We start from the raw sequence: 23,931 nt of genomic DNA on the forward strand, positions 1-23,931 counted from the left end.
ATGAACAGTTTGCACTCACCACTTGCTCCCGCTGCGACTCGCTCGCAGTTGGAGGTTAACGCCGGACAATGTTCCGACCGCGGCCGTAAACCCTCCAACCAGGATTTTTACGGCTTGCGTGTGCCTGGCGAACCGCTGCTGTCTACCAAAGGCATCGCCATCGCGATTGCCGATGGCATCAGCAGCAGCGATGTCAGCCACGTGGCCAGCGAAACCGCTGTCGCCAGTTTTCTGGAAGATTATTTTTGTACGCCGGAAACCTGGTCGGTAAAAAAATCGGCGCACCGGGTGTTGAGTGCAACCAACAGCTGGCTGCAAGCGCAAACACGCCACGGCCCGCACTACGGTGATAACGACCGTGGTTATTTATGCACGTTCAGTGCACTGATTTTAAAATCGGTTACTGCTCATATTTTGCATGTGGGCGATACCCGTATTTACCGCCTGCGCGACCGGCAACTGGAACAAATTACCAGTGATCACCGGGTGCGTGTTTCGCACAGCCAAAGTTACCTGGGCCGTGCGCTCGGCCTCGACTCTCATGTAGAAATTGATTACCACACCCTGACCCTGCTGGAAGGCGATACGTTTATTCTGGCAACCGACGGTATTTACGAATTTGTTGATAAAGCGCTGCTGATCAGCACCGTACAAGATCACAAGGCCGATCCGGAAGAGGCTGCCCGTTTACTGGTCAGCCATGCACTGGAAAGGGGCAGCGATGACAACCTGACGGTGCAAATTGTTCATATTGAATCCTTGCCGGTGCCCGACGCTGAAGAAATGCGTCACTACAGCACCAGCTTGCCCTGCCCGCCCTTGCTGGAAAAAAACGCCCTGTTTGACGGCTTCAAAATTCTTGATCCGCTCTATGCCAGCAGCCGCAGCCATGTGTATCTCGCACGCGAAATTGCCACCGATGCCCAGGTCGTTTTAAAAATCCCCTCGCTCGATTTACGCCACGACCCGGTGTACCTGGAGCGACTGATGCTGGAAGAATGGATTGCCAGACGCATTCACAGCCAGCACGTTATTCAAGCCTTTACCAAACATGAGCCACGGCAATTTTTGTACACCATCAGTGAGTTCATTGACGGTATAACCCTGACGCAATGGATCCAGGAAAACCCGCGCGCGCCACTGGAAACGATGATGTCACTGGTGCAGCAGATTGCACGCGGCTTGCAGGCGTTTCACCGGCTGGAAATTTTGCACCAGGATATCCGCCCGGAAAATATTCTGATTAACCGCGATGGCGTGGCCAAGATCATTGATATGGGTTCGGCCAAAGTGGCCAGTATTTCTGAAACAGCGGCACTGGATATCGCGCCGGAATTTCCCGGCACACTGCAATACATGGCGCCGGAATATTTTCGTGGTGATGAAGGTATTTATGCGTCGGATATTTTTTCCCTGGCGGTTGTTATCTATCAGATGCTGACCGGAAAATTGCCTTACGGAACTGACGTAGCCCGCCTCAGCTCCCGGTCAAAAGTCAATAAACTGGTTTATCAACCGGCGCGACTGACTCGCCAGGACCTGCCGCCCGGCATCGATACCATTTTGCAAAAAGCCTTGCATCCCGATCCGCACAAGCGCTTCCCGGAGCTGTCAGAGTTTATACACGCCCTGAACCATCCGCATGCCAGCGAATGGCAATGCACATCCATACCCTTGATTGAAAGAAACCCGCTGATTTTCTGGCAATGTTTAAGCGTCAGTTTGTTAATTGCCTTGCTGGTGGTACTGAATTTGCAACTGAACTGATAATTGGATTTATAAAAGAAAAATAGCCGCCCTCTCGGCATTGCACTGGCGAAATGGCTTCTATAACGCAACCCTGATTGATGACACCGGAGACATGTATGAGCACAAAAGTATGGCTGGTTGGTGCCGGCCCTGGCGATCCGGATTTACTGACATTAAAAGCGGTAAAAGCGCTGGCGCAAGCCGATGTGGTGCTGGTGGATGATCTGGTCAATCCGCAAGTGCTGTCGCACTGCCCCAACGCTCGCATTATTCACACCGGCAAACGCGGCGGCTGCCGCACCTCCACGCCGCAGGACTTTATTCAACGCATGATGCTGCTCTACGCCAAACAGGGTTTGAATGTGGTGCGTTTGAAAGGCGGTGATCCGTGTATTTTTGGCCGCGCCGGCGAAGAAGCCCAATGGCTGGCAGACAACGGTATTGCCAGTGAAATTGTTAACGGTATTACCTCCGGTTTGGCGGCTGCCACCAACTGCGGCATTTCACTGACCCATCGCGGTGTGGCCAGCAGCGTAACCCTGGTAACCGCACACGCCGAAGATGGCAGCATGCCGGATCTCGCCGGGCTGGCACAGCAAGGCGGTACGGTGGTGGTGTACATGGGCATCGCCCGTTTGTCGCGTATCGCTCAACAATTACGCGATGGCGGACTGCGCGCTGACCTGCCGGTTGCTATGATTGGTAATGCGACCCTGCCCGACCAATATCAGATTATTTCCACCCTCGCCACCATGGAAGATGACGCCAAACGCGCCGCCCTGAAAAGCCCGGCGATCCTGGTATTTGGCGATGTTGTCGGTAAACAAATTTCCGGTACAGCTTTTGCTTCTGAATATCGGTACGCACAGTCGTAATTCGATACTTACAAACCGGTTGCCGGTCACCCTGGTGATTGGCAACCGGTTTATCACCAGAGCATGTTGTTATGTCCAGATCCGCTGCCGCCGAGTCCTCTTCCAGCCTGCACTTTTTTCTCGCTGCCCGCCGTAGCGAACTGCACGGGCTGGAACACCTGCAAGCCATTTGCGAACTGGTCACCAACGTCTGCCAGCTGGTGCACGTGCTGCAAAAAGAACGTGGTTACTCCAACCTCTATTTAAGCCGCCGCCACCAACCGCACCACCCGCTGCTGGGCGAATTGCAGGAACAATCGCAACACAAGGATTTGCTACTGCGCCGCTTGCTCGAGCGCATGGACAAGGAACTCACCGAAGGCGCCGACCGCGCCCGCCTGCTGAACTGCATCGCCTGCGCGCTTTACCGCCTCGAAGGTTTGCAGCCATTGCGCTGGCAAATTCGCGAATGCCGTACTTCTACCGATGAAGCCGGCCGCGAATTCACCCGTCTGATTGGCAGCTTGTTATCGGTGGTATTTGAAGCCGCCGACAGCGCCCTGGACGCCGACATCACCCACAGTCTGGTAGCGCTGTTCAACTTTATGCAAGGCAAGGAACTCAGCGGCCAGGAACGTGCGCTCGGGGTGATGGGCTACATGGCCGGTCACTTCAATCAGGATTTTCAACAACAACTACGAACCCTCACCGACGCCCAAACGCGCAGCTTTGCCCTGTTCAACCAACATGCCCCAACGGCAGTGTTACCCGCCTGGGATGACGTGCAACATTACACCGAGCAGGTACAACGGCTGCGCGCCATTGCATTGAATACCCGCCCCGGCGACCTGCTGGATCATGGGCTGGCAGAAGTCTGGTTTGAGTTATGCACCTTGCGCATTGATGCCATGCACAAAGTGGAGCACGCCCTGGCGTCCCATATTGAGGTGCAATGCCAACAGAAAATCGATGCCGCCAGGCTGGAGATGGACAACCATCAATTACAGCTGCATCGCCTGAAAGACAAAGCCGATACCCACGGCAATAGCGCGAGAATTTTTAACATCCAGACCCGCCCTTTCGACTTACCGGTACAGGACGGCATCACCGAAGAATTGGAGCGCTCGATGCTGGATATCTTGCAGGAGCAACAACTGCTGATTCAAACCCGCGATGACGCACTGCTCCAGGCAAAGCGTGCACTGGATGAACGCAAGGATATCGAAAAGGCCAAATGGCTACTGGTAAAACACCATCACCTCACCGAAGCGGCCGCCCACGACCGCCTGCAACGCGCGGCCATGGAAAACGGCATCTCGCTGGCTGACGTTGCCCATCAGTTTCTCGAGCAGCTGGCGAAACAAAAAGGCACGGATAAACCTGCCAGGCCCTGATGCGCCGGTGTCATCACCGCAATACCGACGCATCGAACCGGCCAGGCAAACCGCTTAAGACGTCCGATATCAGCGGCTTACCTGGCCGCCCACCTCACGCCCGCCCACCCTCCTGATAATAGCGACGGCATCTGCTATCTTGTAGAATGCCCCATCAGTTACAGATTAATACGCCAACTTGCCATCAAAAAGCGATTAATGCCCCTTGCTTGTACGAGACAGAATTCATGAAATACGCTTTGCCACTGATTGCCCTCGCCAGCCTTAGCCTCAATGCTCATGCGGATATTTTCGCTGTTTTCCGCGAGGAAGATGGCAGCACCAAATGGCAGTATGTTGCCAATACCAGTGCCAGTATTTTGATTTTAACCCTGTTGGTTGTGCTGTTTTTTCTGATTCGTGCCCACCTGCGCGCGGTGCGTTCCAACCACGCGCTGACTGAAATCAAAGCCACCCTCGAAGATCGGGTAACCCGTCGTACCGCAGTACTGCAGGAAACCACCGAGCAATTGCGCAAACGCGAGGCCTACATTGCCAGCATCGTGGGTTCCATGCCGGTTATGCTGATCGGCTTGAACCGGCAGCTGCAAGTTACCCAATGGAACAAAACCGCTGAAACCATCACCGGCCGCCCCTTCAAAGATGTGGTGGGTAAAGACCTGTGGCAGGCCTATTCTTCTGTCACCTTGACCGCGGAACAAATCGAGCAGGTATTCACCACCGGTGAAACGCTTGACCTGAACTACACCCAGCAAGGCCAATACAGTTTTAACATTACCGTGTACCCGGTTGATAACGACAACAGCACCGGTATTGTGATTTTGATTTCCGATGTCACCAAACAGGTCAAGGCAGAGAATAAAGTTGCTGAGCGCGACAAAGCCTCTGCCATGGGTGAGCTCGCATCGGCCATGGCGTATGACATCAGCCTGCCCATCAATACCATCTTTAACCGTGTTTCAAGCGCGCGGGAGAAAATCGAAGCCGCCGACCTCGCTAATGCCAAAGAATTTTTATTACAGGAAGTGGAAATCGTTCGCCAAAGCGCACACCAGGCAACGGCCATTGCACAAAACCTGCTTAATCTGGCGCGCAGCCATCGTGATGTAAAACAAGTGGTGGATATCACACCCATCATGGATCGCAGTATTGAACTGGCCACCCACTTGTTTAAAAGCTCGGACGGACTCTCCTTCAGCGATATCGATATTCGCCGCGACTACACCTCGCCCTTACCGCAAGTGCCCTGCTTCCCTGCTGAACTGGAGCAGGTTTTTGTGCGCTTGTTCCGTAATGCGTTTTACGCAATCAAAGCTGCCCCAGGCACCGCCAACAGTCATCCATGGATCAATGTAGAAATTGGCGAGTTTGTCGATACCGTCTGGATAAAAGTGGAGCATAACGGCCAATGTTTAACACCCGAGGAGCAACTCGACATATTTGAGCCCTTCTTCGCCCTCTCAGCCCAACCAACCACCTGCCCGGTTGAGCAGCGGTTGTCTTACTCCTATTTTATTATTACCAATCACCATCGCGGTTACATGTCAGTAACCTCTGACGAAAAACACGGTACCTGCTTTAATATTCAGCTGGCTCTGGTATAAGCGGAATGACCTGTAAACTTGCCGATGACAAACATCGACCTATAAGACCGCAACAAATACAGGGAAGCCCACGATAGAAAAAAAGCCCTCCGCAGGAGGGCTAAAGTCGCATGATAATTTAGGGAGAGCTCATGCAGAAGGAATCTATAGCCTGGCTTCTCATCTGCACATGCGGTCTTTTTTCTTTGCTGTTTTCGCATTCAAGATGTTTTATTTTCTGGCAAATATCGTCTTTATCCTGAGCTACCAACCACCAGCAACCTTGCCGTTTGACACCCTTCGCCTTCCCGTCCTGAACTGGCGGCCACTCACTGAAACACTATTATCTTTAGCATGTTCGATCTATTTTTTCAGGTTTGAGAAACTGACCCATCGCTGGCTAACCAGAGAAATTTAGTGACAGCAAAACCAAAAAAACTAATTATTCGTGCGTGCGTTAATACTGCTTGCACCAGTCGCTTTATTGGTGGTTTGCGGATTGCCATAGTAATCAATTTTTGAAGCGCCACTGGCGTCCGCGCGGAGGGTTTCGGTTACCGTAGCGCTGGCATAGGATGCGCCGCTAACCTTGAGGTCAGCTTGCTTTGCGATAATTTTCTTTCCGCGAAATTTGCTGGCACCGCTGGTGTTAACGTTCAGCAATTCACTACTGCTGGCGTTTTTGATCTCTATATGCGAAGCGCCGGAAACTTCATAAAACTGCTCACCAACAACAGCAGATTTAATACTCACATCACTCGCGCCCGATACATCGACCTTTACTTTATCCAACGTCAATTTGGCGAAATTCACATCCGCTGCACCACTGGCCTTGATGACAAGCTCGCTACCAGTCAAGTCGCTCACAGATGCCTGCGCACCGCCGGCAAGCTCCAGATAATCCAGTTGGTTAACATGCAAGGTGACTTTTACCGCATCGTTACCACCAAACAAGCGGAAAAAACCGCTGCCGGAGTCTTTTAATTTCAGCGTCACCCGCCCGTCAGTTTGATCAACGTCAAGCCGTTCCATCACCTCCGCATCGGCCTCTATTCGCAAATACTCGTCATCCTTTTGTACAATTTCAATATTGGCCTGGCCACCACTGACGAACTGGGTAATGTCCTTGACGGGATAGACTTTGGATACGATGTCAGCCAATGCCAAAGGCGCAGCGCAACAGAAGACCAACGACAAAAGACTTTTACGAAGCAACATGTTTTTCTCCAGCGAGATAGATATAAATCAGGCATTACCGATACCTGCTATCCCTTATGACGCAGAAGATGCGCCGCTGGATTCACCTTTATGAAAAAAATTTTAACAACAGGAAAATACCCGAACGGGAAGCCACCTCACGCGAAGAGATTATCAAATGCAGGGGAGATAGCAGAGCGCGTACATAGACGAGAAGGAAATCCCTGACTGGGCAGCTGTTATCAAATGCAGGAGAGATGCAAGAGCGCGCACCGGGAAGAAAAGGAAAATCCCTGACTTGGCAACGACTTCACATGAAGCAATTCTCGGGAGTATGGAAATACGCAAACGCGTACTTTGGAGGCTCAACGAAATTGGCAGAACTGATTTCTGATTAAATAGCGCAGCTATTTTGAACCTGATCGAAGCTCAGTGCGGCACGATGTGAGTTTGACGTCAGGATGTTTGCTCCAAAATTGTCGAGTCAGGGATGACTCGTCAGAGCTACAGGGAACGTATTAATGCGATTTTGGAGCAAACATCCTGATGGCAAACGGACAGACTAAAGACGGACACAAAAAATCAGCACTTTGCACCGCCCATAAACTAAAACCGAAGTGGCAATCCAACCACTTCGGCTTTTTAAATCCGTAGCTCAATTACTATCTGTAGTTACCTCAACCCAATAACCTTTACCACGCGCCTGAATACGCTCGTCGTACATCGCTGAAACCTGCCAGCCGGGCAAATAGTACTTGCCAGCAAACGACGCATTCAACACCACGCGCAGCGTCACGGTATTTTGCGTGCGGTCTTTGTAGCGCCAGCTCCATGAATGGTTCTGCCACAGACTGAAATAACCCAGCACACGATCATCGCGAATATCCACGTAATCAAACCCGGCAGGCAAGCGGTCATCTTCCATGCGCTCGTTACGAATTTGCCAACCGCCCGGCATGATCATGGTAAGGGCAATATCTTCAAGGCGAGACACACCCAGGCTATCAAAATCGCCGGTGATATCCACCTCGGCAACAAAGTCAGTGCCTTGCGCCAGCTTTTGTACATCCAGCGGTTTATTGTCCAGGGTCATAAAATGCACGCGCATCGACAAACCTTGCTGTAACTCGTCTTCCTGCATCGGCGGCGGTGTGCCACGGTTGCTGACCAGCACACGCAATGGCCCCTGACTATCGTTGCGGATGGTTACACCGGTATTGTCCAGCGCCTGGCGGAACACATGCCGCGTGCTTTGTTGTTCTTGCCATTGATCACTGCCGGCCTGGCGCAGAGCGAAATTCATGCCCTGTTTTACGTCGCGGCTTTCGGCAAAGCGGCTCATGGCAACCAGACTCCAGGCGGTACTTTGCGTGCTTAACCAGCGGTCGCTACCCAGCTCGCTGGCTACTTGCTCGGCCAGTTGCCAGATGCGCTCTTCGTCATTGCTGGCCAGGTTCGCCAGTAATAAAAGGCTGCGATCACGCAGGGCTGAACCGTAGGTGTAATCCGGTTCCTGCGCGGTTGAGCCATCCGGCGCACGACGACCGGCGGTGGTATTGAGCAATTCATTGGCAACATCCGGCAGGCCGACATGTTGATAGGCAAGCGCCAGCAGCCAGTTGGCACGCGGCGATAGCGCATTGTCGGCCAGCAGGTTTTCGCGCAACCGGTTCATGGCTGGCAGCTCGGCGCTATCGGCCAGTGCCAGGGTGTACAAACGGTAAGCGGCCACATCGCGTTCGTAACCGGCGCGGTGAGTGTTATTGCTACGCGCCAGCTCGCGTTGGTAACGCGTCCAGTTTTCCAGCAACTGTGGTGGTACGCCATAACCGGCGCGCTTCGCTTCTACCAGAAAATGCCCGGCGTAACTGGACGCCCAGTCATTCACGTAACCGTTACCCGGCCAGTAGCTGAAACTGCCATTCGCTTGCTGCAAGGTACGCAAGCGACGCACGGCGACATCAATGTGCTGGCTGATCTCCGCTTTTTGATCCGGGTTCAAGTCGATCAATTTATCGAGATACAACTGCGGGAACACTGCCGACGTCACCTGCTCCAGGCAACCGTGCGGGTAGTTGAGCAAATAGTCGAGGCGCCGATCCAGATTCATCGGCGGCAAGCTACTGACTTCCAGCGAGGCTTCGTTGGTGCCAGTCAGACCATGCGCTTGCAAGTCAGACGTCCAACTTTCGCCCGCCGCAATGGTGTGGCTGCGCCAGACTACGCTCGGCGCATTGGCGGCACGGCTGTCGATAAAAATTTCCTGGCTGGCACTTTCATTGCCACGGCGAGCGGTAATTTTTACACGGCCTTTGCCGATGGTGTCATTTACCTTGAGGCGCACCCCGGCAATGGCATCGCCCGGTTTATCGAATACCAGACGGGTTTGCGCATCGAGCACGGTAAAAATCTCATTGGTTTCAACGGTAATATCTACCTCGCCAAGCGCAGCATCGGTAACAAACACATTGACTGGCAACATCACTTCTTCACCTGGCCCGACCACGCGCGGCAAGGTCGCCAGCAACACCAGCGGCTGGGTGACAGTAACGGTTTGCTCAACCTTGCCGTAAGCCTGGGTTTTGCCGTGATCACCGGCAACCACCATTACCCGCACCGCGCCCATATAGGGTGGCAAGGTAATGTCGTGGCTGGCGGTTTCGCCAGCGGCCAGCTGAAATACACCGACAAATTGCACAATCGGCGGGAAGCGGCGTTCGCGGCGCTGCCGCTCGGCTTCCTGATCGGCATCGGAACCACCGATAGCCAGCACGCGCTCCAGAGCCGCGCCATAGGCACCGACCACCTGATCAAACAAATCCCAGGTATTCACCCCCAGCGCTTCGCGACGGTAAAAATGGGCGTGGGCATCCGGCACTTTAAAACCGGTAATGCCGAGCAGGCCTTCATCAACAATCGCCAGGGAATAGGTCATCGGGCGCTGCTGCTCTTCTTTTACCTGAATGGTAAATGCCGTTTCCGGGCGCACTTCTTGCGGTAAGGTGAGCTGCGGTTGCAAGCGCGTTGCCGGGTCTTCCACGACCAGCGGAACAATGCCGTAAAGGCGCATGGGCGCATCCGTTTCGCGCTGTTGATGTGGCAGCAACAAGGTCATGTGGACATACACATTGGGAGCCATCGCTGCGGTTACCGGCAACTCCACCACGCGCTGACTTTTACCAAGGTCCAGCCAGCGACGCTCAATAATGCCACTGCCATTTTCCAGGCTGAGCAAAATACGCCCTTGCGCGGTTTCGGGTAATTGCACACGGGCGACATCACCCACCTGATAATTTTCCCGGTCAGTGGTGAGCATCAATTGCGTGGCCGACTCCGGGTTGGTGTTGGCGGCGCTGCTCCAGCCGAGATACACCACCGTGCCGCTGCAATGGTTGCTGGCGGTGTCGCACACCCGCACCAGATGACGACCCCAGTCGTAAGTGTCTTTGGTTAATGTCCAGGTAGCGCGACCGTCGTTACCGCTTTTTACGGTGGCTTTGGCAACCGGCGTGTGATGCTGGCCGCCGACATAACTGGCGAGGTCTTCGCCGCTATCGTCCCACCACCAGCGCCAGCCGATGGAGTAAACGTTAATTTCCAGATCGCGGTTGGCGGCAGGTTTGCCATCGCGATCCAGCGCAAGTAGCGTTACCGGATGATCGCTGTCACGATCAATCGCGTTGAGATAACCCTCGCCCGCCGCAATATAAACACCGGCCCAATGGTCGTAAGGCTGCAATTCAAACACGCGCATGATGGTGCTGAAATTGCCGCTCTCTTCAAACACCCGCACATTGAACAAGGCCGTTAACGCACCCGGCGGCGGGTTTTCCAGAGTGGGCTGAACCGCAAACTGCGCTTCGCCCTGATTGTTCAAAGTGCCTTCAAATACTTTTTCTGTGGTGCCCATAAAGATGCGCGCCGGATCATCAAATACAAACTGATCGAAACCGGCAAACTTTGTCGGGCGGGTAAACAGTTTTAATTCGGCATCGGCTTTTAAACCGGCAGCGCTGGCACCGTGCAACCATTGCGCTTCGAGATCAATGCTGACCGCCTGATCGGTTTGCAGCGGCGTGGTTTGCGGGGTTATTTCCACTTTCAAACGGTTGGGCGTAATGGTTTCGACCTTGAGAATTTTGTCGAAGTAGCGGCTGCCCACGTGCACCACTGCACGCCAATTGCCGGTGGGGGCATCTTCAGCGGTGGACAGCGTGAAGGTGTGGAAATCACCAGTGGCCTGCACGCTGGTGCGGCTGGCAACCTTGGTGCCACGCGGGTCAAACAGGTCAAGCGTGACCGGATGGTTGTCCGGCACACGCTGTTCGCGGTCTTGCAAAATAAAGGTCAGGTGAATGTCATCACCGGGCCGCCAGACATCGCGCTCGCCGTAGATAAAACCTTTCAGGCCGCCCTGGGTGTGTTCGCCGCTCACATCAAACTGATTGACCGGCAAGGCTTCGTTGCGGGGCACGCGTAAGTAGCTGCGAGATTTACCGTGTTTTGCCTGCACCATAAAAGGCGTGCCGTCGGTGGTGATATCCACCATGCCATGCTGATCGGTTTTACCCTCACCAATGCGTTGCTGCTGGAAGTTGAAAACTTCAATGTCTGCGCCCGACAGCGGTTTGCCATCGGTCAGGCCGGTGGTGACCACCAGCAGTTGATCATCAACACCGCGTTTGGCCAGCAGGCCGATATCGGACACCAGAAATGTGCGCGAATCCTGAGCGCTTTCACCGTAAAAATAATAGGCATCGTGGCAGGGGTTATTGCGTTCGCTGTAGTTGTAGTAACCGCTCGACTGGTAATACTGGTTGTACCAGGCCGGATAATTATTGGTTTCGTAATAATCGCCGCCTTCGTAGTTGGCGGCCAGCTCTTTAACCGGCTCACGCGGGCGGTCGCCATCGCATTCAAACGTTGAATTACTGCGGTCAATGCTCAGCTCCAGACGCACCAGACCATCCGGGTACTCGGCCATCAATTCGGTTAAATCCAGGTGATAACGCTGCTTGCTGGCGCCCGGCACTTCGGGCAGCGGCCAGGTTTTGCGCCACAAATAACGGCCGCTGGTGGTATCGGCATAGTTGGCGTGCAGGCGGTTGCGCTGTAAATATTGCCCGACATTGTTATCAAAAATACGGAAGGCGGTGATTTGCACCGAATCCACGCCAGCGGCCTCAAAGGGCACCGACAATTGTTTGGCTGGTGGCAGGATGCTGGCCGAGCGACCAATAAATTTCACCATCGGTTTCACCACATCCAGCACCAGCGACTGGCGATAATCATTCGCGAGGCTTTTGCCATTACTGGCCTGAATGCCGGAGGCAACAAACAGCTCTACGGGTTCGGAACTCAACTCGGGCGGATAAATACGCAGCGCGCTGCCATCGACCCGCGCCGGCAGTTCCTTGCGATCCAGCGATACCAGACCACTGCGGTTTTGCCGGGCGTTAAGCGGCGCCGAAAAATTCACTTCGACATAGGTTTCCGGCGAGCGCACCACTCGCACCCCGGTAATTTCAAAAGCGCTTTGCGCCGGAATCGTCAGCTCGCGCTGGCCTTTGGCATCGGTACCCAGCGCTTTGCCGTCCCATTCCAGTACCAGCTTGCCAGCACCCTCGCCGCGCACAATGTCGGGCAGGGTGAAACGGTAATGTCGATCGCTGTCGCCGCGCGTCCACACCGGCGTTGCCAGTTCGCCATTAACTTTCACCTGCAATACCTGCCGCACCACAGCGATGTCGGCCACGTCCATCAACGACACTTCACCGTTCAACACCATCGCATTGGCCTTGTCAGGCTGAACGCTCAGTGCATCCACGCGCAAATCAAAATCCTGTTGGATGCTTTGCACTTCAAAAACAAAGGGCGGCAAATTCTGCTCTACCAGCAGCAAGTCTTTTGGCAGCAGGCGCACTGTCACCGGCGTATCCGCCGGGAAGCGATCCTTTGGTGTAATGCGCAATTCGTTGTCGGCAACAAACACCGCCGTGACTGCAACCGCCGGTTGCAACTCCACCAGTGAGCGAAGCGGTTTGTTCAGCTGATCCGCATTGACCACAGGGTGGCGAAACCGCACCGTGAGTGGTTCGGTAGCCGGCACCCAATGGCGCGGCCATGTTTCAAGATGCGCCTCCCAACCAGTAGCATCCGTGGCCACAGTTTCTGCCTCACCAACAGCGTCAGCCTTATCGCCAGGCTCACAAGCACTGAGCAAAGTGAGTAACACCATGAGGCAGAAAAAGAAGAAGGGAGTACGACGAAAGCGTTCCATGAAAATATTCCCGATGAATTATGACGTTAAGTATTTTTCAAATTTCCAGGATGAGACGCATAGGTTGCAGATCCCATTGGATATTTATCGTAATCTGTTGATGTAAGTTATTAATTCCATGTTACGGATCTGTTTCGCTGTTGCTGCCCTACTCTTCATTGCAACCTTCTGACCTTGAAGTATCGGGCAGAAATCACAGATTTCAAAACCGCGTAATGCCGAATTGAACCTGGCTGACCATCAACGCAGGATGATGCCGGCCGGACATCCCACTGCAAACCTGCTGCAAACGGTAAATGCCATGACCAACACCCGCCACACCCCCATCCCGACCACCGCCGTAGTGAATGACCGCAAGGTGCTGGCCAATGACTGGGGTTCGCTGACCAAATACGATGTTACCTATACCCGCTCAAACGGACAGCAACAACAGTTCAACCGGGAAGCCTACGACCGCGGCCACGGCGCGACCATTCTTTTATACAACCCGGATTTGCGCACCATCATTCTTACCAGTCAGTTCCGCATGCCCGCTTTTCTGGTGGGCCATCATTACGAGCTCATCGAAGCCTGTGCCGGCCTGCTGGACGAGCGCGACCCGATACAGGCCATCCGCAAAGAGGCTGAGGAAGAGACCGGATACAAACTGAATGACGTAACCAAAATTGGCGAAATCTTTATGAGCCCGGGTTCTGTTACCGAGCGCCTGCATTTCTTTATTGCTCCCTTCACGCATGACATGCGCATCCATGAAGGTGGCGGTGTTGAAGCAGAGGGTGAAGATATCAAGGTTCTGGAAATCCCTGTGAAAGACGCACTTGAAATGATTGACGATGGCCGGATTGTGGATGCGAAAACCATCATTTTAATACAGCATCTGGTTATTAAAGGCATTTGCCTGCCTTAACCGCTGCCAGGCTATGGTTTGAACGCAGCGGCCATAGCCCGTTGATTATAGGCAAAAGCGGCAGGGTGAACTGTTAACATCCGCCACTTTCGCGCCGGAATCCCCCTTGCCGTTTCGACTATCCCGTCGGTTTTTGACCCGCCTGCTGGTGTTCAGCAGGGAGCGGGTTACAATAGCCCACTTTCAGACTTCCGAGGCAGTCCCATGAGCGACAAACAGACTACGCACTTTGGCTATGAGCAAGTGACCGTTGACGAAAAGGCCGGGCGCGTTGCCGACGTTTTTCACTCGGTTGCCTCCCGCTATGACCTCATGAACGACCTCATGTCCGGTGGTGTTCACCGCCTCTGGAAGCGCTTTACCATCGAAGTTTCGGCGGTGCGCGCCGGTCATAAAGTGCTCGACATAGCCGGCGGCACCGGCGACCTCAGCTACCAGTTCGCCAAACTGGTGGGCGCAGAAGGTCAGGTTATCCTGGCCGACATCAACGCCTCGATGCTGAACGTCGGGCGGGATCGCCTGCTGGATCGCGGCCTGTCCGGCAATATCCAGTTTGCTCAGGCCGATGCCCAATACCTGCCCTTCCCGGACAACACCTTTGACTGCATTACCATCGCCTTCGGCCTGCGTAACGTAACCGACAAGGACATGGCACTGCGCTCCATGTTGCGAGTCCTCAAACCGGGCGGACGTTTGCTGGTGCTGGAATTTTCCAAACCGCAAAACATCCTGCTGGAAAAAGTTTACGACACCTATTCCTTCAAGGTTTTGCCGTTTATGGGCAAGTTGATTACCAACGATGCTGACAGTTACCGCTATCTCGCCGAGTCGATTCGTATGCACCCGGACCAGCAAACGCTGAAGCAGATGATGCAGGAAGCCGGTTTTGAAAATACCGAATTCCACAATATGACCGGTGGCATTGTTGCCCTGCATAAAGGCATCAAACCCTGATATGGACGGCACCCTGAAAACCGCCGGGCTGGTCAGCCTCGAAACGCTGATCAACAAAGCGCTGCAATACGATCCGGGTACGCGGCTGGCGCTGGCACAACTGCAAGGGCAAGTGCTGGCGGTGCAAGTCAGCCAACCGGCCTTTACCGTTTATGTGCAAGCCGACAGCGACGGTTTACGCCTCAACGGTTACTACGAGGGCGACGTCACCACGCGCCTGCGCGGATCACTGCCAGCGCTAATGAAACTGGCGAGAAGTTCACGCACCAGTTTTGCCGATACCGGTGTAGAAGTGATCGGTAATACCGCTGCGCTTATCACCTGGCAAAACCTGCTGCGCAACCTGGATATCGACTGGGAAGAAGCCCTCAGCGGCGTGCTGGGCGATATCGCCGGCCCGAAACTGGCGGCCGGTTTGCGCCAGCTGGTGAGTTACAGCACCGGACGCAGCAGCGGTGTAACCCGCTTGACCGGTGAATACCTGACCGAAGAATTGCGACTGCTACCTTCGCGCCAGGAGCTGGACGTGTTTTACGAGGATGTCGACGAGGTGCGCTTGCATCTGGATCGACTGGAAGCCCGGTTGCAACGTTTGCAGCAAAACCGGCCGTCCTGAAGCGAACCACTCAACGGGGCAATGGCCACCGGAAACGCAACTTATTGATGCCAAAGGATTCACCCACCCGTGACCGTATTGTTTCGACTCATTACCATTTTTCGCGTGTTTGCACGCTACCGTCTCGATCAGCTGCTGCCAAACCAGCCGCGTTCCTGGCGAGCCCGTCTGGCGTTATTGCCCTTCAAATTATTCCCTACGCCAAAGATGAATGCCGGCGAGCGCCTGCGTCGCAGCTGTGAAGACCTCGGGCCGGTGTTTGTAAAATTTGGCCAGCTGCTTTCCACCCGCCCGGATCTGGTGCCCGGCGATATTGTTCTCGAACTGAATCACCTGCAAGACAACGTCGCCCCCTTTGACAAGCACCTGTTCAAAGCACTGGTAGAAAAAGCGCTGGAAGCCCCGGTAGAAACCCTGTTCGCCAGCTTTGAAGAAGACCCGCTGGCCTCCGCGTCTATTGCCCAGGTGCACGGCGCGGTATTGAAAAACGGCCAGCCGGTGGTCATTAAAATTATTCGCCCCGGCATTGAAAAAACCATCGCCGACGATATGCAGCTGCTGGCACTGGTTGCCCGCCTGGTAGAAAAGCACACCCAGGACGGCCGCCGCCTGCGCCCGGTAGAGATTGTGCGCGATTACCGCAATACCATATTTGATGAGCTGGACCTCCAGCGCGAAGCCTCCAATGCCTCGCAACTACGCCGCAACTTTGCCACCTCCACGTCGTTGTATATTCCGGAAATATTCTGGGATTACTGCCGCAAAAACATTCTGGTGATGGAACGCATTTACGGCATTCCGGTAACCGATATTGCCGCCCTCGAAGCGCAGCAAACCAATATGAAACGCCTGGCCGAACGCGGTGTGGAAATTTTCTTCACCCAGGTGTTCGAGCACAATTTTTTCCACGCCGATATGCACCCCGGCAATATTTTCGTCTCCCGTGAGCACCCGCAGCTGCCGCAATACATCGCGGTGGATATGGCCATCGTCGGATCACTCACCCGGGAAGATCAGTATTATCTGGCACGCAACCTGCTCGCCATGTTCCGCCGCGATTATTTACAAGTGGCCGAGCTGCATATCCAAAGCGGCTGGGTACCCGCCGACACGCATATTGGCGAGCTGGAATCTGCCATTCGCAGCGTTTGCGAACCGATTTTTGAAAAGCCGCTGCGCGATATTTCCTTCGGGCATGTGCTGTTAAATCTGTTCCAGACCGCTCGCCGTTTTAATATGGAAGTGCAGCCGCAACTGATTTTGCTGCAAAAAACCTTGTTAAATATTGAAGGCATGGGGCGTCAGCTGTATCCGGATTTGAACCTGTGGGAAACCGCTCACCCCTACCTTGAACGCTGGATTGAAAAGCGCTTCCACCCGATGACCTTGTGGAAAGAATTGCAACGCTACGCACCCGAATGGCTGGAGAAATTTCCGCAGGTGCCGCATATGGTGTTTGATTCGCTGCAACAAAGCCGCGAGCTCGGCGGGGTAATCCCGGAGCTGCAACGCTTGCGTGAACAGCTGGACGACAATCAGCGCAATCAGCAGCGGCAGTCACGACGCAATGTTATCGCCCTGCTGGCATTTTCCGGTGCAGCTATTCTCGCCTGGCCCGGCTTGCACGGCACGCTTGCCCCCTGGGTTGGCAATTTATCCTGGAGCGAATTGCCGGGCAGCGTTTACTTGTTACTGGGCATCGGAGCGGGTGCATTGTTGTTACGGAAATAATAAAAACCCTACATCTATGATGTGGCAGGTTATCGACCAAGTACCTTATTTTTCCGGACTGTACAGCAAGTGCCACCCTGTCCGTTTGTCATTAGGATGTTTGTTCCAAAAACGCATGAATACGTTCCCTGTAGCTCTGACGAGTCATCCCTCGCCGGGCGCCCCTGACTAACAGTTTTGGAACAAACATCCTAACGCCAAACTTGCATTGTGCCTGCATGGGATTTGTCAGCAGCCTGACACATCTATGATGCGGGGTGTCAGGTAATTGCTATTAAAGAAATGTCGCTCTGAAGTCGGTAAGATGTCGTGGTTCTGAAATTCCCCGGATAAATCGCTACCAACCGCGTGAACACAAGCGTCCTCTGCGTTCACGCGGTTTCAGCATCAAACATCAGCGGTTGTTAATGCGGTTCGTGCAACGCTTCATTCAATTGATCTACCACCACCGCCCAGCGGGCATCTGCTTTCAATAATTCATCCAACAGCTGGCGTTGCGCGGCATTCCAGAAAGGGGCATCAGACAAATACACCTCGGGTGGCAGCGGGTTATTGGCAATAAAATCAGCGATGCCCTGTTCGCTGGAATCCAGCCCCAACTGGTTAAATAAATTGGTCATACGTACTTCGCTGGTATCCATAATCGACTCCTGAAGATTGACGTTAAAAAATTAGTCGGCCTGCAACATAAAAGTTACCGGTCCATCGTTAATCAGACTGACTTGCATATTGGCCGCAAAAATACCCGTCGCCACCGGGCTGTGGCGCTCGCGCAAACGGCTGACAAAATAGTCGTAAAGTTCTTCTGCCAGCGCCGGAGGTGCTGCGGTAGAAAAACCGGGACGCGTACCTTTGCGCGTGTCAGCAGCCAGGGTAAATTGGGAAACCACCAGAATACCGCCGCCGATTTGCTGAACATTGCAGTTCATCTTGCCCTGCTCATCCGCAAAAATTCGATAGCCAAGCAACTTGTCCAACAGCTTGTCAGCCGCCGCCTGGCTATCGTTTTTTTCTATTCCCAGCAGCAACAAAATGCCCTGATCAATCCTGCCCACTTCCTTTTCTTCTACGGTTACCGAAGCGCGACTGACGCGCTGAATCAAACCCAACATATTTTTTCCGACGATGAAATTTAAATAATAGCGCAACTAGAGTCGGCCACTGTTGATTAGCCCCATAATCAGCCCGGCAAAACCAGCACCATATCCCAAAACTGAACCGGCGATACCCCAGAATAACTGTTTGCGGTAAACGCTTCGCTCTCCGGCTTTTAATTCCGGAGCCAGAATTCTCCACACCCGACGACTCAGCCACAACATACCGCCAATAAAAATAGTGAAGACGCAAATGGGCGCCCAGCCACTCGAGGTAAATTCATAGGCCGCTGCTAATAAAAAACCACTGGCAATTACCCATAAAACGCTGCGATTCCTCAAGCGCAGCAATTGTTGCTTTTGCTCTTCGGATGAGGCCAGTCTGATGGGCTGCTGCATGCCGAGCAAAACACCAATTACACCAGCCAGCGCTCCCAACATGGCGCCACCGAGCAACAAAGCCAGCTGGGGAATACCTGATATCTGGCTGGCAATTGTCGCGCTGGCCGCTGCCACTGGCGGGCTGGTGGTTACCAGTGCAGTGCAAATCGCGGTACTTAAGCTCAGACCCGGCGCAGTACCGAGAATGAGTTTTCCATATTTTTCCAGCATCTGTTCTTTAAGTAATTCACGGACACGCTGCAGTTTTTTTCGTACGTTGGCTTCGCTTAACCCAAGCAGCTCCGCGACTTGCCGACTGTTTTGTTCCTCCCGGTAATACAACACTACGATCTCCCGGCTATCAGGCGGCAGTTGCTCAATAAAATAAGCCGCGATGGTATTTTGTTGGGTTTTCTCCAGAGTTTCACAAGGCATTTCATGGGTGCTGAATTCTGCCAGCAGACGCTCTGCATCCTCGCTATTAAGGCGTTGCTTTACCCGATTATCCCGCAGGTAACTGAAAGCGCGCTGACGGGTTATCTGACGAGCCCATGGCAGGAAGCTGGCTGGATTCTGTAAAGCCGGAAGTTGCTGCCAGATAGCTATAAATACCTGCTGGGTAATATCTTCGCTGGCATCCAGGTCTTTGACGATGGATAGCGCAATACTGTTAATACTGCACTGACAACGTTTGATCAAACGTTCAAATGCATTGATGTCGCCCAGTGAAGCGGCCTGAACATCCGGCACCAGCAGTTGCTCCGTTACAGAAAAGCTCATAATCCTGCCTCCTGCAACGCACCAACAACAGGTTTTGCCAGCTGTGGCGCACGATCAACCGTCTGACCGGGAATTTGCAACACCGGCTTGCCGCTATCAATAAAGCTTGCAGCTTTTGCAAAGCTTACGCAAAACAGCTGGCAAGAAAGTATCAAGCGAAGAACAAAATACAGAGGGCGATTGGGTTGCTGTGTTTTCATAACGATGTCCGATAATGTTGAATAGATTAACAAGTACCGGCAAAGGCAGGGAGCGTGACAATAACAACGGAAATAATTTTAGAAGGCAGACGCCACCTCAAGCGGTGGCGTCAGTTTTGTGCAGGAGTTTTTTTGCGATCATGTCGGTGGCTTTTACCAGTGCATCCACAATGCCAGGCTCGCGGGAGCTGTGTCCGGCGTCGCGGATTATTTGCAATTCGGCGTCCGGCCATACCTGATGCAAAGCAAAGGCGTTATCCAGCGGGCAAACCATGTCGTAACGGCCATGCACAATCACCCCGGGAATGCCGGCCAGCCGGTCGGCGTTGCGGATAATCTGGTTATCATCAAGAAATGCTTTGTTCACAAAATAGTGCGCTTCGATACGCGATAACGACAAGGCACGGTGCGGATCGGCAAAGGATTCCACCACATCCGGGTTGGGCCGCAAGGTGGCGCAACGCCCTTCCCAGATTGACCAGGCTTTGGCAGCCGCCATTTGCTGGATTTCGTTATCACCGGTGAGCTGCCGGTAATAGGCCGCCATCAGGTTGCCGCGCTCGTTTTCCGGAATCTGGTCAATAAAATCCTGCCAGTAGTCCGGGAATACGTGGCTGGCACCGTCCTGATAAAACCAGTGCAAATCTTGCGGGCGGCAGAGAAAAATGCCGCGCAGGATCATCGCCAGAACCCGCTCCGGCCAGGTTTCGGCATAAACCAGCCCCAGGGTTGACCCCCAGGAGCCGCCAAAGATAACCCAGCGCTCAATGCCCAGTTTTTCACGAATCACTTCGATGTCGGCAACCAGCTTGTCCGTGGAGTTACTTTCCAGCGCCGCATGCGGTGTGGAGCGGCCGGAGCCACGCTGATCAAAAATAATAATCCGGTAAAGCTCCGGGTCGAAAAAACTTCGATCCCCGCCACTGCATCCACCGCCGGGGCCACCGTGAATAAACAACACCGGGATGCCTTCGGGATTACCCGATTCATCCACATATAGAATATGCGGTGGCTCCACCGCGATGTGATGCCGCTGCCAGGGTTTGATATCCGGATACAGGGTTTGCATGAACACCTCTTGCTGATGAGACTTATCACAATAGCACCTGCCGATAGATCGGCCATCGACAGTTCCACAATACGACCTTTTTCATTGCCTGGCACCTACAATGTTAGCCTCCTGACATAAACTGTCAGGGCAGTCACAGTAAACTGCTTCGCTTGTAACTTTCAGTATCCGACGGATGAATTTGCCATGCAGCGTGCCGAGCGCCTGTTTCAACTCATGAACCTGCTACGCAACCGTCGCACGGTGATGACTGCGCGTCAAATGAGCGAGCATTTGCAGGTGTCCGAGCGCACCGTGTACCGCGATATTCAGGCGTTGAGCCTTTCAGGGGTGCCGGTAGAAGGCGAAGCCGGGGTCGGTTATCGCTTGCAGCGACATTACCAGTTGCCGCCGCTGATGTTTGATCGGCAGGAGGTGGAGGCGCTATTACTGGGCGCGCGCATGGTCAGCGGTTGGGGCGATGAGCAAATGGCACGCAGTGCCAAAAATGCTATCCAGAAAATTCTTGCTATTGTCCCGGATCATTTACGCCACAGCGATGAGAACCTGCCGCTGCTGGTGCCGTCTTACGATGATTATCAGAAAATTTATACCGCTCACAGCGAAAAAATTCGCGAGGCCATTCGCCTGCGTCGGCTGGTGCGGATTGATTATGTGCGTGCCGACAATGAATTTTCCTGCCGCCACATTGAACCGCTGGGGCTGATTTTCTGGGGCAAGGTGTGGACGCTGGTCGCCTGGTGCCAGCTTCGCGACGATTACCGGGTGTTTCGCCTTGACCGCATCCGCTCACTGGCCATCAGCGAAACCGGTTTCGACGTGAAGGACACTAAAAACCTGAAACATTACCTGGATTTGATGGCAGCACAATACGGCCAGCAAGTAGCCACGAACGAAAAAGCGCAACAGGCCAATTGTGAACAATTCCATCCTGACGAACCCTGACACCAAGGAAACTCTATGACCACCGCCACAGCCTGCCCATGGTGCGGGGATGACCCGCTGTACCGCCATTATCACGATACCGAATGGGGTGTACCGGAATACGACCGACGGGCACTGTTCGAATGCCTGATGCTGGAAGGCGCCCAGGCCGGTCTTTCGTGGATTACCGTGTTGCGCAAGCGCGACAATTACCGCGAGGCGTTTCACGGTTTTGATCCGGTAAAAATGGCGAAATACGATGATCGCTACCGGGAAAAACTGATGGGCAATGCCGGTATTATTCGTCACCGGTTAAAAGTTGAAAGCGCCACGCGCAATGCGGTGGCGTTATTGAAAATGGAAAAAGAAGGAGAGGATTTCTCAAACTTTCTCTGGCAATTTGTCGGTGGCAAACCCCAGGTCAATCGCTTCAGTGCCATGCAACAGGTGCCCGGCCGCACCGACACTTCAGATGCGATGAGCAAGGCGCTGAAGAAAAAAGGATTTACCTTTGTCGGTACCACCATTTGCTACGCCTTTATGCAGGCCACCGGCATGGTGAATGATCACCTCATCAGCTGCCCCCGTCACAAGGCTGTACAGCGTAAACCGGTTTGACCCGGCGGCGCTGGCCACTACAGCAATAAAGCCGCTTCGCTATCCCATCCTTAATATTTGTAAAGAATTCTCTTTTTTGCCATCAAAACGACCATAACGGCCAAGAATCGCCGCGCGCGTGGCGCGGCAATCTTTACTGGAAAAGCGGTTACAGGTACAGTGGAAACCTGCAATGTTGAGGCTTTCCGCTTTTTTGGACCGGTTCACAAGCGGTACAAAGCCGAGGAACTTCAGGAAATTGCATGGGTCTTCAAACAATATTATATCGAGCAAGGCCCTCTTTAACCTGAATGGCGAACCGTTACTCCTCTGCGACAAACGCGGTTAGTCTTTTCTTTTTCCAGAAATCGCAATGCCGTCAGTTGGATCGGAGAATTTTTTTATGCTTGCATCGCTTTGCCGCCCGCGCTCGTGGGTTATCGGCCTTACCCTTTCCTGTAGCGCGCTTACCGCTTTCAGCGATCCCGTAAAAATTACCAGTGGCGAAGTACCTTTTCAGGTAACCACCTACGCCGAAGGTTTGCAAAATCCCTGGGGTATGGCATTTCTGCCTGACCAACGTATTCTGGTTACCGAGCGCGTGGGTAGCATGCGTATCGTCGGCACCGACGGCAAACCGGGCGAGCCACTGAAAGGCTTGCCGGAAATTTTTGTTCGTGGTCAGGGCGGCTTGCTGGATGTGGTGGTAGCGCCGGACTTTGCCGAGAGCAAGCGCATTTATTTCAGCTATTCCCAGCCGGACCCCAAAGGTAAAGGCAATAGCACTGCCGTCGCTCATGCGGTACTGGGCGAAAATGAAATCACTGACGTTACCCCGATTTTTGTCCAGCAGCCCAAAGTTAACTCCAATGCTCACTTCGGCTCCCGTCTGGTGTTCAACCCGGATGGCACCTTGTTTGTTACGCTGGGCGATCGCTACTCGCGCATGACCGATGCGCAAACCCTGGATAACCACCACGGTAAGGTCGTGCGCATCAAGGCTGATGGCGGCGCACCGGAAGATAACCCCTATGTAAAAACCAATGGCGCACTGGCAGAAATCTGGTCTATTGGCCACCGCAACGTACAGGGTGCAGCATTGAATCCGGTAACCGGTGCGCTATGGACCGGCGAGCATGGCCCGCAGGGCGGTGATGAAATCAATATCGATGAAGCCGGTAAAAACTATGGCTGGCCGATCATCACCTACGGTGAAAACTACGGTGGCGGGAAAATTGGTATTGGCACCCACAAAGAAGGCATGGAGCAACCGGTTCATAAATGGGTACCGTCACTGGCCACCGCGGGTATGACGTTTTACACCGGCAAGGCCTTTCCGGAATGGAAAAACAACCTGTTTATTGCCAGTCTCGCCAGCCAAACACTGGTGCGTCTGGTTATTGAAGACGATAAGGTCGTGAAAGAAGAGCGTCTGCTGAAAGAGGATATTGGCCAGCGCTTGCGCCACGTTGTGCAAGGGCCCGATGGCTTGCTGTATTTGCTGACCGATGAGGGCAAGGGTCGAATTCTCAAACTGGAGCCTGTGAGCGAAACTGCATCAGAAGAATCCTGATCTACAAACGCTCACAATTCTCACCAGGAGGCATTCCACCCGTCAGGG

The 23,931-nt window shown here is 53.6% G+C and carries 18 protein-coding genes; 11 read left to right on the top strand and 7 right to left on the bottom strand.

The annotated features are described in order from the left end of the window. The 4 genes from C4F51_RS16645 (at position 1) to C4F51_RS16660 (ending at position 5,601) form a co-directional block, all read left to right on the top strand. Positions 1–1,767 (top strand): bifunctional protein-serine/threonine kinase/phosphatase, encoded by a 1,767-nt coding sequence (locus C4F51_RS16645; RefSeq protein WP_193911727.1) that lies wholly within the window; start codon positions 1–3, stop codon positions 1,765–1,767. 98 nt (positions 1,768–1,865) lie between these two features. After that, a complete protein-coding gene (gene cobA, locus C4F51_RS16650) occupies positions 1,866–2,624 on the top strand; it encodes a uroporphyrinogen-III C-methyltransferase (RefSeq protein ID WP_193911729.1) in 759 nt (252 codons plus the stop codon). A 71-nt stretch (positions 2,625–2,695) separates the two neighbouring features. After that, on the top strand, positions 2,696–3,997 hold the full coding sequence (locus tag C4F51_RS16655) for a nitrate- and nitrite sensing domain-containing protein (RefSeq protein ID WP_193911731.1): 1,302 nt from the start codon (positions 2,696–2,698) through the stop codon (positions 3,995–3,997). 227 nt (positions 3,998–4,224) lie between these two features. After that, positions 4,225–5,601, top strand: coding sequence for a two-component system sensor histidine kinase NtrB (locus C4F51_RS16660; protein ID WP_193911733.1), 1,377 nt, complete (start codon positions 4,225–4,227; stop codon positions 5,599–5,601). Positions 5,602–6,018: 417 nt separating this feature from the next. On the opposite strand, the gene C4F51_RS16665 is transcribed toward C4F51_RS16660, so the two are convergent. Further along, positions 6,019–6,798: a GIN domain-containing protein gene (locus C4F51_RS16665; RefSeq protein ID WP_193911735.1), complete on the bottom strand. Its 780-nt coding sequence runs from the start codon at positions 6,796–6,798 to the stop codon at positions 6,019–6,021. Between the two features lie 634 nt (positions 6,799–7,432). Then, positions 7,433–13,057 (bottom strand): alpha-2-macroglobulin family protein, encoded by a 5,625-nt coding sequence (locus C4F51_RS16670; RefSeq protein WP_193911737.1) that lies wholly within the window; start codon positions 13,055–13,057, stop codon positions 7,433–7,435. 301 nt (positions 13,058–13,358) lie between these two features. Here C4F51_RS16670 and C4F51_RS16675 point away from each other — a divergent pair, with 301 nt between their 5' ends. The 4 genes from C4F51_RS16675 to ubiB all read left to right on the top strand — a co-directional run bounded on the left by C4F51_RS16675 (position 13,359) and on the right by ubiB (position 17,265). After that, positions 13,359–13,964 (top strand): NUDIX domain-containing protein, encoded by a 606-nt coding sequence (locus C4F51_RS16675; protein ID WP_193911739.1) that lies wholly within the window; start codon positions 13,359–13,361, stop codon positions 13,962–13,964. A 204-nt stretch (positions 13,965–14,168) separates the two neighbouring features. Further along, positions 14,169–14,918 carry a bifunctional demethylmenaquinone methyltransferase/2-methoxy-6-polyprenyl-1,4-benzoquinol methylase UbiE gene (gene ubiE, locus C4F51_RS16680; RefSeq protein ID WP_193911741.1) on the top strand — a complete coding sequence of 250 codons (750 nt, stop codon included), beginning with the start codon at positions 14,169–14,171 and terminating at the stop codon, positions 14,916–14,918. A gap of 1 nt (position 14,919) precedes the next feature. Next, the gene (locus tag C4F51_RS16685; protein WP_193911743.1) at positions 14,920–15,534 is read left to right on the top strand and encodes a ubiquinone biosynthesis accessory factor UbiJ; all 615 of its coding nucleotides are present in this window, start codon (positions 14,920–14,922) and stop codon (positions 15,532–15,534) included. 69 nt (positions 15,535–15,603) lie between these two features. Next, positions 15,604–17,265, top strand: coding sequence for a ubiquinone biosynthesis regulatory protein kinase UbiB (gene ubiB / locus C4F51_RS16690; RefSeq protein WP_193911745.1), 1,662 nt, complete (start codon positions 15,604–15,606; stop codon positions 17,263–17,265). Between the two features lie 404 nt (positions 17,266–17,669). Here the strand turns inward: ubiB and C4F51_RS16695 are convergent, their stop codons facing one another. The 5 genes from C4F51_RS16695 to pip all read right to left on the bottom strand — a co-directional run bounded on the left by C4F51_RS16695 (position 17,670) and on the right by pip (position 20,789). Continuing rightward, on the bottom strand, positions 17,670–17,906 hold the full coding sequence (locus C4F51_RS16695) for a DUF2789 domain-containing protein (protein ID WP_193911747.1): 237 nt from the start codon (positions 17,904–17,906) through the stop codon (positions 17,670–17,672). A gap of 30 nt (positions 17,907–17,936) precedes the next feature. Then, positions 17,937–18,377, bottom strand: coding sequence for a D-aminoacyl-tRNA deacylase (gene dtd / locus C4F51_RS16700; RefSeq protein ID WP_193911749.1), 441 nt, complete (start codon positions 18,375–18,377; stop codon positions 17,937–17,939). 36 nt (positions 18,378–18,413) lie between these two features. Further along, positions 18,414–19,520 (bottom strand): RNA polymerase sigma factor, encoded by a 1,107-nt coding sequence (locus tag C4F51_RS16705; RefSeq protein WP_193911751.1) that lies wholly within the window; start codon positions 19,518–19,520, stop codon positions 18,414–18,416. Further along, entirely contained in the window at positions 19,517–19,720 is a 204-nt protein-coding gene (locus tag C4F51_RS16710) for a hypothetical protein (RefSeq protein WP_193911753.1), read from the bottom strand. Before C4F51_RS16710 ends, C4F51_RS16705 begins: the two co-directional genes overlap by 4 nt. Positions 19,721–19,817: 97 nt before the next feature. Beyond that, the gene (gene pip / locus C4F51_RS16715) at positions 19,818–20,789 is read right to left on the bottom strand and encodes a prolyl aminopeptidase (protein WP_193911755.1); all 972 of its coding nucleotides are present in this window, start codon (positions 20,787–20,789) and stop codon (positions 19,818–19,820) included. A gap of 186 nt (positions 20,790–20,975) precedes the next feature. Here pip and C4F51_RS16720 point away from each other — a divergent pair, with 186 nt between their 5' ends. The 3 genes from C4F51_RS16720 (at position 20,976) to C4F51_RS16730 (ending at position 23,883) form a co-directional block, all read left to right on the top strand. Continuing rightward, positions 20,976–21,734, top strand: a complete 759-nt coding sequence (locus C4F51_RS16720; RefSeq protein WP_193911757.1) for a helix-turn-helix transcriptional regulator — start codon at positions 20,976–20,978, stop codon at positions 21,732–21,734. Positions 21,735–21,749: 15 nt separating this feature from the next. Beyond that, the gene (locus tag C4F51_RS16725) at positions 21,750–22,331 is read left to right on the top strand and encodes a DNA-3-methyladenine glycosylase I (RefSeq protein WP_193911759.1); all 582 of its coding nucleotides are present in this window, start codon (positions 21,750–21,752) and stop codon (positions 22,329–22,331) included. Positions 22,332–22,713: 382 nt separating this feature from the next. Beyond that, the gene (locus C4F51_RS16730) at positions 22,714–23,883 is read left to right on the top strand and encodes a PQQ-dependent sugar dehydrogenase (protein ID WP_193911761.1); all 1,170 of its coding nucleotides are present in this window, start codon (positions 22,714–22,716) and stop codon (positions 23,881–23,883) included. Positions 23,884–23,931: the final 48 nt, after the last annotated feature.

The sequence above is a fragment of the Cellvibrio polysaccharolyticus genome (genome assembly GCF_015182315.1).
GTDB lineage: Bacteria > Pseudomonadota > Gammaproteobacteria > Pseudomonadales > Cellvibrionaceae > Cellvibrio > Cellvibrio polysaccharolyticus.

What these genes read in the sequence shown, in the direction of transcription:
- C4F51_RS16645 (WP_193911727.1), top strand. Translation starts at nt 1, where the DNA reads ATGAACAGTTTGCACTCACCACTTGCTCCCGCTGCGACTCGCTCGCAG.
- C4F51_RS16665 (WP_193911735.1), bottom strand. Translation starts at nt 6,798, where the DNA reads ATGTTGCTTCGTAAAAGTCTTTTGTCGTTGGTCTTCTGTTGCGCTGCG.
- C4F51_RS16670 (WP_193911737.1), bottom strand. Translation starts at nt 13,057, where the DNA reads ATGGAACGCTTTCGTCGTACTCCCTTCTTCTTTTTCTGCCTCATGGTG.
- pip (WP_193911755.1), bottom strand. Translation starts at nt 20,789, where the DNA reads ATGCAAACCCTGTATCCGGATATCAAACCCTGGCAGCGGCATCACATC.
- C4F51_RS16710 (WP_193911753.1), bottom strand. Translation starts at nt 19,720, where the DNA reads ATGAAAACACAGCAACCCAATCGCCCTCTGTATTTTGTTCTTCGCTTG.
- C4F51_RS16660 (WP_193911733.1), top strand. Translation starts at nt 4,225, where the DNA reads ATGAAATACGCTTTGCCACTGATTGCCCTCGCCAGCCTTAGCCTCAAT.
- ubiE (WP_193911741.1), top strand. Translation starts at nt 14,169, where the DNA reads ATGAGCGACAAACAGACTACGCACTTTGGCTATGAGCAAGTGACCGTT.
- C4F51_RS16720 (WP_193911757.1), top strand. Translation starts at nt 20,976, where the DNA reads ATGCAGCGTGCCGAGCGCCTGTTTCAACTCATGAACCTGCTACGCAAC.
- C4F51_RS16675 (WP_193911739.1), top strand. Translation starts at nt 13,359, where the DNA reads ATGACCAACACCCGCCACACCCCCATCCCGACCACCGCCGTAGTGAAT.
- dtd (WP_193911749.1), bottom strand. Translation starts at nt 18,377, where the DNA reads ATGTTGGGTTTGATTCAGCGCGTCAGTCGCGCTTCGGTAACCGTAGAA.
- C4F51_RS16655 (WP_193911731.1), top strand. Translation starts at nt 2,696, where the DNA reads ATGTCCAGATCCGCTGCCGCCGAGTCCTCTTCCAGCCTGCACTTTTTT.
- C4F51_RS16705 (WP_193911751.1), bottom strand. Translation starts at nt 19,520, where the DNA reads ATGAGCTTTTCTGTAACGGAGCAACTGCTGGTGCCGGATGTTCAGGCC.
- C4F51_RS16725 (WP_193911759.1), top strand. Translation starts at nt 21,750, where the DNA reads ATGACCACCGCCACAGCCTGCCCATGGTGCGGGGATGACCCGCTGTAC.
- C4F51_RS16685 (WP_193911743.1), top strand. Translation starts at nt 14,920, where the DNA reads ATGGACGGCACCCTGAAAACCGCCGGGCTGGTCAGCCTCGAAACGCTG.
- C4F51_RS16695 (WP_193911747.1), bottom strand. Translation starts at nt 17,906, where the DNA reads ATGGATACCAGCGAAGTACGTATGACCAATTTATTTAACCAGTTGGGG.
- cobA (WP_193911729.1), top strand. Translation starts at nt 1,866, where the DNA reads ATGAGCACAAAAGTATGGCTGGTTGGTGCCGGCCCTGGCGATCCGGAT.
- C4F51_RS16730 (WP_193911761.1), top strand. Translation starts at nt 22,714, where the DNA reads ATGCTTGCATCGCTTTGCCGCCCGCGCTCGTGGGTTATCGGCCTTACC.